Annotated in this window: 13 protein-coding genes; 8 read left to right on the top strand and 5 right to left on the bottom strand. The window is 74.1% G+C overall.

The annotated features are described in order from the left end of the window. Window positions 1-34: 34 nt before the first annotated feature. From KBX06_RS16330 to KBX06_RS16320, 3 genes are read right to left on the bottom strand one after another with little or no spacing between them, the layout of a single operon-like run. Window positions 35-469 carry a PLD nuclease N-terminal domain-containing protein gene (locus KBX06_RS16330; protein ID WP_210835667.1) on the bottom strand — a complete coding sequence of 145 codons (435 nt, stop codon included), beginning with the start codon at window positions 467-469 and terminating at the stop codon, window positions 35-37. Between the two features lie 27 nt (window positions 470-496). Further along, window positions 497-817 carry a DUF202 domain-containing protein gene (locus KBX06_RS16325; RefSeq protein WP_210835666.1) on the bottom strand — a complete coding sequence of 107 codons (321 nt, stop codon included), beginning with the start codon at window positions 815-817 and terminating at the stop codon, window positions 497-499. A 35-nt stretch (window positions 818-852) separates the two neighbouring features. Further along, window positions 853-1245: a YidH family protein gene (locus KBX06_RS16320; RefSeq protein WP_210835665.1), complete on the bottom strand. Its 393-nt coding sequence runs from the start codon at window positions 1243-1245 to the stop codon at window positions 853-855. Between the two features lie 41 nt (window positions 1246-1286). On the opposite strand from KBX06_RS16320, the gene KBX06_RS16315 reads away from it, so the two are divergent. The 5 genes from KBX06_RS16315 to KBX06_RS16295 all read left to right on the top strand — a co-directional run bounded on the left by KBX06_RS16315 (window position 1287) and on the right by KBX06_RS16295 (window position 7391). Continuing rightward, window positions 1287-2084 (top strand): GNAT family N-acetyltransferase, encoded by a 798-nt coding sequence (locus KBX06_RS16315; RefSeq protein ID WP_210835664.1) that lies wholly within the window; start codon window positions 1287-1289, stop codon window positions 2082-2084. Window positions 2085-2086: 2 nt separating this feature from the next. Beyond that, the gene (locus KBX06_RS16310; protein ID WP_247686068.1) at window positions 2087-2494 is read left to right on the top strand and encodes a hypothetical protein; all 408 of its coding nucleotides are present in this window, start codon (window positions 2087-2089) and stop codon (window positions 2492-2494) included. Window positions 2495-2735: 241 nt separating this feature from the next. After that, a complete protein-coding gene (locus tag KBX06_RS16305) occupies window positions 2736-3515 on the top strand; it encodes an electron transfer flavoprotein subunit beta/FixA family protein (RefSeq protein ID WP_210835661.1) in 780 nt (259 codons plus the stop codon). A gap of 11 nt (window positions 3516-3526) precedes the next feature. Next, window positions 3527-4486 carry an electron transfer flavoprotein subunit alpha/FixB family protein gene (locus tag KBX06_RS16300; protein ID WP_210835659.1) on the top strand — a complete coding sequence of 320 codons (960 nt, stop codon included), beginning with the start codon at window positions 3527-3529 and terminating at the stop codon, window positions 4484-4486. 196 nt (window positions 4487-4682) lie between these two features. Then, a complete protein-coding gene (locus tag KBX06_RS16295) occupies window positions 4683-7391 on the top strand; it encodes an HAD-IC family P-type ATPase (protein WP_210835657.1) in 2709 nt (902 codons plus the stop codon). Window positions 7392-7461: 70 nt separating this feature from the next. Here the strand turns inward: KBX06_RS16295 and KBX06_RS16290 are convergent, their stop codons facing one another. After that, window positions 7462-8265 carry an anti-sigma factor gene (locus tag KBX06_RS16290; RefSeq protein WP_210835655.1) on the bottom strand — a complete coding sequence of 268 codons (804 nt, stop codon included), beginning with the start codon at window positions 8263-8265 and terminating at the stop codon, window positions 7462-7464. Then, window positions 8219-8821 (bottom strand): RNA polymerase sigma factor, encoded by a 603-nt coding sequence (locus tag KBX06_RS16285; protein WP_210835652.1) that lies wholly within the window; start codon window positions 8819-8821, stop codon window positions 8219-8221. Before KBX06_RS16285 ends, KBX06_RS16290 begins: the two co-directional genes overlap by 47 nt. A gap of 230 nt (window positions 8822-9051) precedes the next feature. On the opposite strand from KBX06_RS16285, the gene KBX06_RS16280 reads away from it, so the two are divergent. The 3 genes from KBX06_RS16280 to KBX06_RS16270 all read left to right on the top strand — a co-directional run bounded on the left by KBX06_RS16280 (window position 9052) and on the right by KBX06_RS16270 (window position 11854). Next, a complete protein-coding gene (locus KBX06_RS16280; RefSeq protein WP_210835650.1) occupies window positions 9052-9882 on the top strand; it encodes a DUF4397 domain-containing protein in 831 nt (276 codons plus the stop codon). Further along, the gene (locus KBX06_RS16275; RefSeq protein ID WP_210835649.1) at window positions 9879-10535 is read left to right on the top strand and encodes a class F sortase; all 657 of its coding nucleotides are present in this window, start codon (window positions 9879-9881) and stop codon (window positions 10533-10535) included. Before KBX06_RS16280 ends, KBX06_RS16275 begins: the two co-directional genes overlap by 4 nt. 143 nt (window positions 10536-10678) lie before the next feature. Beyond that, entirely contained in the window at window positions 10679-11854 is a 1176-nt protein-coding gene (locus KBX06_RS16270) for a cysteine desulfurase family protein (RefSeq protein WP_210835648.1), read from the top strand. The last annotated feature ends 132 nt before the right edge of the window (window positions 11855-11986 follow it).

The raw sequence follows: 11986 nt of genomic DNA, 5'->3' as shown, positions 1-11986 counted from the left end.
GCCGTCGCCGGGAGGCCGGCGACGGCGGCCGGTCTCAGGTGCTCGGGGTGGAACCCTCGGGGCGGTCCTCCTCGCGCGGCGGCTCGCCGTCGCGCCGGCGCATCTCGTCCTCGCGGCGGCGCAGGTCCTCCTCCCAGCGGCGGAACAGCTCCCCGTCCTCCTGCCGGGAGCGCTCGCCGAGGGAGCGGAGGAACTCGGGGTCGTCGTCGGGGGCGACCGGGCGGGGCCGCTCCCGGGGCGGCAGGAGCCGACCCTTCGGCGCTCCGCCGGCGGGTCGCCCGGCGACGCGCTCGCGCCCCGCGGCGAACCAGGCGAGGGAGCCGAGCAGCGGGAAGAACAGGATGATCAGCACCCAGGCGATCCGGGGCAGGGCTTTGATCTCGCCCTCCTCGGCGGAGAGGCAGCTGATCAGCGCGCAGACGGCGAGGACGATCTGCACGACGAAGAGGAGGACGTAGAGCCGGGCCATGGGTCAATCATGGCGCACCGGCTCCCGTCAACCCAGTCCGCGCGCCGCCAGCAGGGTGCCGAGCAGCGCGAAGCCGACCGTGGCCAGGGCGACCAGGGGCAGCGACCGGCCGTAGCCGGGTGCCGGGCCGGCGCCGGTGGCCCGCCGCCAGCAGACCGTCAGCGCCGCGCCCCAGCCCAGCACGGCGGCCCCGGCGACCAGCGCGCCGAGCGTCTCGCCGGCCCCCGCCCCGGCGGGCGGGCCGGTGAGCGCGAGCCGCACGGTCAGCACCATGATCACGGTGAGCGCCAACGCCGTACGCCGCCAGGCCAGCCGGGTCCGCTCGGGTTGCAGCCCGGGGTCGCGCACCGGTCGGTCCCGCCCTGACGGCTCCGCCCCGTGGCTCACGGGCCGCCGACCGCCCGGACCAGCACCGCCGCCACCAGCAGCAGCGCGCCGAGGCCGACGGCGAGGGCGAGCACCGCCGGGAAGCGGGAGGCGGGCAGTTCTTCGCCGAGGCGGATGGCGCGCTCCGTACGCGCCCAGTGGTCGACCGCCCGCACCGCGACCGCGCCACCGAGCAGCAGCAGCGCGACGGCGATCACCTCGCGTAGGTGCGCCAGCGGCAGCGGCGGCAGGAACTGCGCGGTGGCCAGCCCACCCGCGACCAGCGCGAGCCCGGTACGCAGCCAGGCCAGGAAGGTCCGCTCGTTGGCCAGCGAGAAGCGGTAGTCGGGGGTGGTGCCCACCGAACGCAGCTCGCGCGGGTCGAACCACCGCCTGATCACCTGCCACATGCCGGCGATTATCCGCTTCCGCCCGACCGTAGCCTCAAGTGATGACCGATCTTGACGCCCGCACCCTGCGGGACGCCTACGACGCCCAGATCCGCCCGGAGATCCCGGACCCGTTGCCGGCCGGGGTCACCGTGGAACGGGACGGCCCGCTGGTCCGCGTCCTCGGCCTCGACCAGCGCGGTTTCCTCACGTACCGCACGTTGGACGGGCTCGCCGGCGCCGAACTGGATGCGTTGATCGCCCGGCAGGTGGAGTTCTTCCGCCGGCGCCGCGAGGCGGTGGAGTGGAAGCTCAACGGTCACGACCAGCCGGCCGACCTGCCCGACCGGCTGCGCGCCGCCGGGTTCGTCGCGGAGGAGGAGGAGACCGTCGTGGTCGGTCCGGTCGCGGCGCTGGCCGGCGCCGTCCCCGTCCTGCCCGAGGGGGTACGCCTGCGCGAGGTCGGTGCCCGCGAGGACCTGGAGCGGATCGCCGCGATGGAGGAGGCGGTCTGGCACGACGACCGCAGCCACCTGGTGACCGGCCTGGCGAAGGAGATCGAGGCCGACCCGCAGTCGATCACGGTCGTCGTGGCCGAGGCGGGCGACACGGTGGTCAGCGCCGGGTGGGTCCGCTACCAGGCGAACACCGGCTTCGCCACCCTCTGGGGCGGCTCGACCCTGCCCCGGTGGCGGCGGCGGGGCATCTACCGGGCGCTGGTCGCGTACCGGGCACGCCTGGCCGAGCAGCGCGGCAGGACGCTGCTGCAGGTGGACTGCTCGCCGGAGAGCCGGCCGATCCTTCGGCGGCTCGGTCTCGTCCCGGTCACGACCACCACTCCGTACGTCTACACTCCGTGATCATGGAGCAGCGGTTGACGGCCGAGGAGCGGCTGACCCTCAAGACGGGCGCGTTCGGGGCGGTGTTCCTGGTGGCCAACGCCGACCCGGGGATGCTCGCCCTGTTCCGGGAGAGCTTCGCCGCCTCCGGTGCGATGGCCGACAGCAGCGGGCTGGTCAAGGAGGCGCTGACCAGCGGTCCGCTGCCGAAGCTGCCCCGGGACTCGGCCGTGGAGATCGAGTCCGTGGTGCTGCCGGCGCTCGGCCGGTCGGTGCGGATCCTGCGCGAGAAGTCGCCCGGGGACGTGGCCGGCTACCGCGAGGTGGTGCTGTCCGCGGCCGAGCGGGTGGCCGACGCGCACCGGGGGGTGGTCCCGGCCGAGGCGGCGGTCATCGAGCGGATCAGGGGCGCGTTGGATCACCCGGCGTGAGCCGCGCCAGCGGCCCGGCACCGATGGCCGAGGTGCCCGATTCGCCAGATTACCTGCCTGCCGGGCCGTCGGTGACCTGTGTCACCCTGAGGTCGCCGGAGGCGGATGCTACTGGCAGGTAACATTGCGTCGTGGGCAACCGCACAGCACCGCGCGGTTGACCGGCGTCAACGGACGCGCGAGGCTGCGCCCCAGACCGGGCGAGCGATCGCAACACCAACAGGAGGGTCGTCGAAGCGCGATGAACATCGTCGTACTCGTCAAGCAGGTGCCCGATTCGGGCGCGGACCGCAACCTGCGCACTGACGACAACACCGTCGACCGCGGCTCGGCGAACAACGTCATCAACGAGATGGACGAGTACGCCATCGAGGAGGCGTTGAAGATCAAGGAGGCGCACGGGGGCGAGGTGACCGTCCTGACCATGGGTCCGGACCGGGCGACCGAGTCGATCCGCAAGGCGCTCTCCATGGGCCCCGACAAGGCCGTGCACGTCGTCGACGACGCCCTGCACGGTTCCTGCGCCGTGGCCACCTCGAAGGTGCTGGCCGCCGCGCTCGGCCAACTGAACGCCGACCTGGTGCTCTGCGGCAGCGAGTCGACCGACGGCCGGGTGCAGGTCATGCCGCACATGATCGCCGAGCGGCTGGGCATGGCGGCGTTGACCGGCGCCCGCAAGCTCACCGTCGACGGCTCGACCCTGACCGTGGAGCGGCAGACCGAGGAGGGCTACGAGGTGGTCACCGCCACGACCCCCGCCGTCGTCTCCGTCTGGGACACCATCAACGAGCCGCGCTACCCGTCCTTCAAGGGCATCATGGCCGCCAAGAAGAAGCCGGTGCAGACGCTCTCCCTGGGCGACCTCGGCGTCGCCCCGGCCGAGGTGGGCTTCGAGGGCGCGACCAGCGCCGTGCTGGAGCACACCAAGCGTCCGCCGCGCTCCGGCGGCGCGAAGATCACCGACGAGGGCGACGGCGGCGTCAAGCTGGTCGAGTTCCTCGCCACCGAGAAGTTCGTGTGAGAGGTCTGGACATGTCTGAGGTTCTGGTCGTCGTCGAAGCCACCCGGGAATTCGGCGTCAAGAAGGTCACCCTGGAGATGCTCACCCTCGCCCGCGAGCTGGGCACCCCGAGCGCGGTCGTGCTCGGTGGCCCCGGCGCCGCCGAGGCGCTGAGCGCCAAGCTGGGCGAGTACGGCGCGGAGAAGATCTACGCGGCCGAGAGCGAGGAGATCGACGGCTACCTGGTCGCCCCCAAGGCGACCGTCGTGGCCGAGCTGGTCTCGCGGGTGCAGCCGGCCGCCGTGCTGCTGGCCTCGTCCCAGGAGGGCAAGGAGATCGCCGCCCGGCTGGCCGTCAAGCTCGACAACGGCATCCTGACCGACGTGGTCGGCCTGGCCGCCGACGGCACCGCCACCCAGGTGGCCTTCGCCGGCTCCGCGATCGTCAAGTCCAAGGTCACCCGCGGCCTGCCGCTGGTCACCGTCCGGCCGAACTCGGTCAACCCGACCCCGGCGGCGGCCACCCCTTCGGTGGAGCAGCTCACCGTCGCGGTCACCGACACCGACAAGCTGGCCAGGGTCGTCGAGCGGGTCGCCGAGCAGAAGGGCTCCCGCCCCGAGCTCACCGAGGCCGGCGTGGTCGTCTCCGGCGGTCGCGGCGTCGGCAACGCCGACAACTTCAAGCTGGTCGAGGAGCTGGCCGACCTGCTCGGCGGCGCCGTCGGCGCGTCCCGCGCGGCCGTCGACTCCGGCTACTACCCGCACCAGTTCCAGGTGGGGCAGACCGGCAAGACGGTCTCCCCGCAGCTCTACGTCGCCCTCGGCATCTCCGGCGCCATCCAGCACCGGGCCGGCATGCAGACCTCGAAGACCATCGTCGCGGTCAACAAGGACGGCGAGGCGCCGATCTTCGAGCTGGCCGACTTCGGCGTGGTGGGCGACCTGTTCAAGATCGTCCCGCAGGCCGCGGACGAGGTCCGCAAGCGCAAGTGAGCTGACCTCACGCACCACGAGGGCCGGGAACCGTCGAGTCGGTTCCCGGCCCTCGTCGTACGTGCCGGGCGACCACGGCGAGCAACGGCCCGTCGCCCGGGCGACCACGGCGAGGAACGGCCCGCCGCGCGCCGAGAACTGCGACGATGGCGGAGTCCCCCCGCGCACCCCCGAGCTCGGCACCGAGGAGCGCAGCATGACGGTCAGGAAGCCCGGGAGCGGTCACCACTCGTTGGCGGTGCACGAGGTCGTACTGCTGCTGGAGACCGACCCCGCGCGCGGGCTGAGCGACGACGAGGCCGCCCTGCGCCTCGACCGGTTCGGCGCCAACGTGTTGCCGACCACCGCTCGCGTCGGCGTGTTCCGCCGGCTGCTGCGGCAGTTCCAGAACCCGCTGGTGTACATCCTGATCGTCGCCAGCGCGGTCACCCTGCTGCTCGCCGAGTACGTCGACTCCGTGGTGATCTTCGGCGTGGTGCTGGTCAACGCCGCCATCGGCTTCCTGCAGGAGTCCAAGGCCGAGGCGGCGCTGGACGCGCTGCGCGCGATGGTGAGTACCGAGGCCCGGGTGGTGCGCGGCGGCCGACCCGGGACGATCCCCTCGGAACGGATCGTCCCCGGTGACCTGGTGCTCGTCGAGGCGGGCGACAAGGTCCCCGCCGACCTGCGGCTGGCGCGCGCCGACGAGCTGCGCGCGGACGAGTCGGCGCTGACCGGCGAGTCCCTGCCCGTCCGCAAGGACGAGGTCGCCGTGCCCGACGAGGCGCCCGTCGCCGACCGCCGGAACGTGCTCTACTCCGGCACCTTGGTCACGGGTGGATCGGCGGCCGGGATCGCGGTGGCGACCGGGGCGGAGACGGAGCTGGGCCGCATCCACCGCCTGGTCGGCGGCGCGCAGGTCCTCGACACGCCGCTGACCGCGAAGCTGGCCCGCTTCAGCCAGGTCCTCACCGTGGCGATCGTGGTGCTCGCGGCGGTGACCTTCGCCGTCGGCATCGTACGGGGGGAACGGGCCGGCGAGACGTTCACGGCCGCCGTGGCGCTGGCCGTGGGGGCCATCCCCGAGGGCCTGCCGGCGGCGGTGACCATCACCCTGGCGATCGGGGTGGCCCGGATGGCCCGCCGGCAGGCGGTGATCCGGCGGTTGCCGGCGGTGGAGACGCTCGGCAGCACCACGGTGGTCTGCACCGACAAGACCGGCACGCTGACCGAGAACCAGATGACGGTGCAGGCGTTGTGGACCACCGTCGGGCGTTACGAGGTGACGGGCCTCGGCTACTCGCCGACCGGCGAGATCCGGGACGCGGACGGGGCACCGGCGCCGACCGGGGAGCCCGGCCCGCTGCGTTGGTCGCTGCTCAGCGGTGTCGCCTGCAACGACGCCCGGCTCGACGAGCGCGACGGGCGGTGCACGGTGCTCGGCGACCCCACCGAGGGCGCGATGCTCGTCGTCGGCGCCAAGGTCGGGCTCCGCGCGGAGGAGGTGGCCGGGGAGCTGCCCCGCGTGGCGGCGATCCCGTTCACCTCCGAGCGCCAGTTCATGGCGACCCTGCACCAGCAGCCCGGTGGGCGGGTGGTGCTGGTCAAGGGCGCGGTGGAGCGGGTGGTCGAGTGGTCCACGGCGGCGCTGGGCCCCGACGGAGGGACCACCGCCCTCGACCGCTCCGCCGTGCTGGCCGCCGCCGGCGAGCTGGCCGGCGAGGGCCTGCGGGTGCTCGCCACCGCGATGCGCCGGGTCGACGCCGACGACGAACTGGTGGAGGAGGAGCTGCCCGGGGGCCTCGTCTTCACCGGCCTCCACGCGATGCTCGATCCGCCGCGGGACGCCGCGGCCGCGGCGGTCGCGTCCTGCCGACGGGCCGGGATCGCCGTGAAGATGATCACCGGCGACCACCGGGTCACCGCGAGCGCCATCGCCGTACGCCTGGGGTTGCTGGCGGGTGAGCCCGGGCCGGGCGAGGTGCTCGACGGCGCCGATCTCGCGGAACTCTCGGACGCGGACCGGCCGGCGGCGGTGCTCCGGGCGTCGGTGTTCGCCCGGGTGTCGCCCGAACAGAAGCTCCGGCTGGTGGAGGCGTTGCAGGCCGAGGGGCAGGTGGTGGCGATGACCGGCGACGGGGTCAACGACGCCCCGGCGCTGCGCCAGGCCAACATCGGGGTGGCCATGGGGCGCAGCGGCACGGAGGTGGCGAAGGAGGCCGCCGACATGGTGCTCACCGACGACGACTTCGCCACCATCGAGTCGGCCGTTGAGGAGGGCCGCGGTGTCTTCGCCAACCTGACCAAGTTCATCACCTGGACCCTGCCCACGAACGCCGGGGAAGGCGCGGTCATCCTCGTCGCCATCCTGCTCGGCGCCGCACTGCCGATCCTGCCCAGCCAGATCCTCTGGATCAACATGACGACCGCCGTGCTGCTCGGCCTGACGCTCGCCTTCGAGCCGAAGGAGGAAGGGATCATGGACCGGCCGCCCCGCGACCCCGCGCAGCCGTTGCTCACCGGGGCGCTGGTGGTACGGATCCTGCTGGTCTCCGCACTGCTGGTGGCGGGCGCCGGGTGGCTGTTCCAGTGGGAGCTGGACGCGGGCGCGGAGCTGGCCGAGGCCCGCACGGCGGCGGTGAACGTCTTCGTCACGGTGCAGGCGTTCTACCTGTTCAGCTGCCGGTCGCTGACCCGGTCGGCGTGGCGGCTCGGGCTGTTCAGCAACAGGTGGCTGATCGCAGGGGTGCTGCTCCAGGCCCTCGGCCAGGCGGCGCTCACCTATCTGCCGGTGATGAACACGCTGTTCCGCACCGCGCCGATCGGCGCCGAGACGTGGCTGCGCATCCTCGGCATCGCCCTGCTCGTCAGCGCGGTCGTGGCGCTCGACAAACGGTTCGGCTGGTTCGGCCGCCGGCTCGGTTGACGACCGGGCCGGCGGCGATCGCCGCGCTGGGAGCTGATCGGCGGGCCGGGGAGCTGAGCCGGCCCGCCGATCAGCCCGTCAGGGTGCCCCTCAGCAGGCTCCTGCCGGAGTGGGCGGTGTTGTTGTCGTACGCCTCGGCGGAGACGTCGACAACCGAGTATGCCTCCAGGTCCGCGTTCGGTGGCAACGGCAGCAGCTCGTCCGTCGCGTCGCCGAGCACGCCGACCGAGAACATCTCCATGTTCCGCGGGTTGATGAGCCACACCTCGTAGTACCCCGGGACGTCCGGGAGATTCGCCAGGTGCAGGTGCAACCGCCCGTTGTCGAACACCCGCGCCTCACCGTTGGCGTCCGGCGGCGTCTCGCCGTACGCCTTCAGTGCCGCGCTGGCCAGCACCACCTGGCGCGGGGCGGGCTCCGGTGCCGACCCGGTCCCGTCGAGTACGACGAGGGTGCCGACGACGCCGACCACGGCGGCGGCCACCGCGGTCGCGGCGGTCACGGCCCAGCGCGACCAGCGCCCGCGCCGCGGTGCGAGGACCACCCCGCCCGCGCCGTCGGCGTCACCCGACCGGTCGACCCGCCGTTCGTCGGAGGCGTGCCCGCCGGGGGAGCGTTCGGGGCGGGGACCGGGCAGCGTCGGGAGGGCCTCCGCCGCGCGGATCTCCGCGACGATGCCCTGCCAGACGTGCTCCGGCGGATCGGGCAGGTCGTGCAGGCCCTGGGCGTCGGCGCCGAGGCCGGCCACGTGCTGGAGGCTCTCCACCTCGGCGCGGCAATGCGCGCAGGTGCCGAGGTGGGTGCTGTCCGCGGCGTCCGCCTCGGTCTCACCGAGCGCCAGGAAGACCAGCCGGTCGTGGTCCAGGTGCGGCACCGTCCACCTCCCATCTGCGTTTCAAGCTCGCCATGCCGCGGCGGATGTGGCTCTTGACCGTGCCGAGCGGCACCCCCGTCGTCGCCGCTATCTGCTGGTGGGTCAGGTCGTCGAAGAATGCCAACTCCAGCATGCGCCGCTGGTCGTCGGGCAGCCGGGCCAGCTCGTCGGCGACCACCAGCCGGTCGACCACGGTGTCCGGATCCGGGCCCGTCCGTGCCGGCTCCGGCAGCTGCCGGACCGTCTCGACCACCCGGGTCTCCCGGGCGGAGGCCCGCAGCCGGTCGATCACCTTGCGCCGGGCGATGCCGAGCAGCCAGCCGACCAGCGAACCCTTGTCGGGGTCGAAGGTGTCCCGCCCCAGCCAGGCGGCGACGAAGGTGGTCTGGGTCACGTCCTCCGCGTCGCTGCGGTTGGCCAGCGTGCTGGTGGCCAGGTGCAGGACCGCCCGGCCGTACCGGTCGTACGCCTGCCGCAGCGCCAGCTCTTCGCCCGCGCGGAAGCGGGCGACCAGGTCGTCCTCGGGTGGGTCCGGCTCGCGCCGTGCCGCTGTCACAGGGCAGCTCGCCTTCCAGGGGGCATGCCCGACTGTAGCTCCCACAGCCATCGCCCCACCTTTCCGGTCGGTCCGGTCTCGGTAGCTCTTCGCTGCGGGGACGCCCGGTGGATGCGGATCCGACGGACGAAAAGAAGTTGCTCCCGGCCGCATCCGGCGGCGGTGGACCGGGCGTAACCCGTTTTGCACACCAGGCCTGACGAATCAGCACCAACTACCAGGAGGCAGACATGCAGCTCTCGTACTTCCGTCGGGTCGCCGCGGGCGGCGCGGTCGCCGCGCTGACGTTCGCCGGGGCCGGCGCCCTCACCGCCACCCCCGCGTACGCCGCCTCGTCGAAGGTCTCCGTCGTGCACGGCATCCCGGACACCCCGGTCGACGTGTACGTCAACGGCGAGAAGACGCTGGACAACTTCAAGCCCGGCGACGTGGCCGGCCCGCTGGACCTGGAGGAGGGCGCGTACGACATCGCCCTCACCAAGCCCGGCGAGCCGATCGCCCAGGCCATCCTCAGCGTCGACGACGCCGCGGTGCCGGGCGGGGCGAACATCAGCCTCGCCGCCCACCTCGACGCGGCCGGCACGCCGAAGATCACCCCGTTCGTCAACGACACCGGCAAGGTCGCCGCCGGCAAGGCGCGGCTGATCGTCCGGCACACCGCGGCCGCCCCGGCGGTGGACGTGCGCGCCGGCGGCACCCCGGTCTTCGAGGACCTCACCAACCCGAACGAGGCCAAGGGCGACGTCGACGCCGGCGCCGTCGAGGCCGACGTGGTGCTCGCCGGCACCGACACCGTGGCGATCGGCCCGGCGGACCTCGACCTCAAGGAGGGCACCGCGACGATCGTGTACGCCATCGGCTCCGCCGAGGCGAAGAACCTCGGTGTCGTGGCGCAGACCGTCACCGGCCTGCACTCGGCCCCGGCCGGGGTGCCCAGCGGCGACGGCGGCCGGGCCGGCACCGGCGTGGACACCTGGTGGTACGTGCTGACGGGCGCAGGCGTGCTGCTCCTCGTCGGCGGCGGGGCGCGGGTGGCCACCGCCCGGACCGGTCGCAGGTGACGGTGCGTCATCGCGGGGCGCTGGCGGCCGTGGCCGCCGGCGTCGCCGCGCTCACCGTCGCCACCGTGGTCGCCTGCGGCTCCCGGCCGGCCGGCAACGTCGGCGGGACCGAGGCCGCCGACCTGGCCGGCGCCGCCCCGAGCGCGCCGGCCGCCGGCCCGTCGGTGCCGGTGGCCCGGGGCGACCTGCCCGCCGGTACGCGGGCCGTCCCGCCCGTACGGCTGGTCATCCCGGCGATCGGCGTGCGGGCCACGGTCGACGCGGTGGGCATCAACGACGCCACCGGGGAGTTCGAGGTGCCGCCCAGCGTGGACCGGATCGGCTGGTACCGGCACGGCCCGGGGCTGGAGGCGCAGGCCGGGTCGGTGGTCGTCGCCGGCCACGTGGACAGCGCCACCCAGGGCGAGGGGGCCTTCTTCCGGCTCCGCGAGCTGGACCGGGGCGACACGCTCACCGCCACCGGCGGCGACGGCGTCGCGAAGCAGTACCGGGTGATCGCCCGCGAGGAGTACCGCAAGACGAAGATCCCCCTGGACCGCTACTTCGCCCGGGACGGCAAACCCCGGCTGACCCTGATCACCTGCGGCGGGCCGTTCGACGCCGAGGCACGCCGGTACCGCGACAACATCGTGGTCACGGCCGTGCCGGCCTGACCGGATCCCCTGTTCCGCGCGGGCGCGTGGCCCGGGGCGGGCGCGGGCGCGCGGCCGGACGGGCGCGCACCGCCTCCCGTCCGGCCGCCCGCGGCGTACTCCGGCCTCCGGCGGGTCCGGTGCCGGTCGTAGGCTGAGCCGTGATGGCTTACCTGGATCACGCGGCGACCACTCCGATGCTCGACGAGGCACTGGAGGCGTACGTCGCCACCGCCCGCGAGGTCGGCAACGCGTCCGCACTGCACGCGGCGGGTCGTCGTGCCCGGCGGCGGGTGGAGGAGTCGCGGGAACGGGTGGCCGCCGCGCTGGGCGCCCGCCCGTCCGAGGTCGTCTTCACGGGCGGCGGGACCGAGAGCGACAACCTCGCGGTGAAGGGCATCTTCTGGTCCCGCCGGTCCGCCGACGCCCGGCGGAACCGGGTGGTCTCCAGCGCCGTGGAGCACCACGCGGTGCTCGACGCGGTGGACTGGCTGGTCGACCACGAGGGCGCCGGCGTGGGCTGGCTCTCCGTCGACGCCACCGGCCGGCTCAGCCCCGACGAGCTGCGCGCCGAGCTGGCCGCGCACGGCGACCGGGTCGCGGTGGTGACCGCGATGTGGGCCAACAACGAGGTCGGCACCGTGCAGCCGGTCGCCGAGCTGGCCGCCGTCGCCGCCGAGCACGGGGTGCCGTTCCACACCGACGCGATCCAGGCGGTCGGGCAGGTACCGGTCGACTTCTCCGTCGGCGGGGTCGCCGCGCTGACCGTCACCGGGCACAAGCTCGGCGGGCCCACCGGGGTGGGCGCCCTGCTGCTCGCCCGCGACGTGTCGGCCACCCCGCTGCTGCACGGCGGCGGCCAGGAACGCGACGTACGCTCCGGCACCCTCGACACCGCCGGCATCGTGGCCTTCGCGGTCGCCGTCGAGGCGGCGGTCAAGGGCCAGCAGGAGTACGCGGCCCGCGTCGCCGCGCTCCGCGACGACCTGGTCGAGCGGGTCCGGCACGCCGTGCCCGAGGTGGTCTTCAACGGCGACCCGACCGACCGGCTGCCGGGCAACGCGCACTTCTCCTTCCCCGGCTGCGAGGGCGACGCCCTGCTGCTCCTGCTGGACGCCCGGGGCATCGCCTGTTCGACGGGTTCCGCCTGCTCCGCCGGGGTGGCCCAGCCGTCGCACGTGCTGATCGCCATGGGCGCCGACGACGACCGCGCCCGCTCCTCGCTGCGCTTCACCCTCGGCCACACCAGCACCCCGGCCGACATCGACGCCCTCATCGACGCCCTGCCGGCCGCCGTCGACCGCGCCCGCCGCGCCGCCGCCCTCCGCACTCCCCGCTGACCCACCGCCCCCGCCCGCGGGGGTGTGGATCAGGCAGTTGTGGTGCCCGGAGCATGACGGTCTGCGGCATTCGCGCCCCACCGCGACTGCATGATCGCCGGAAGAGGGGGCGGGCGTGGGGCGGGGGCGGGG

Source organism: Micromonospora sp. C31, from assembly GCF_018070575.1.
GTDB lineage: Bacteria > Actinomycetota > Actinomycetes > Mycobacteriales > Micromonosporaceae > Micromonospora.
The sequence above is the reverse complement of the archived record's forward strand: the minus strand, read 5'-3'. Positions and strand labels throughout refer to the sequence as shown.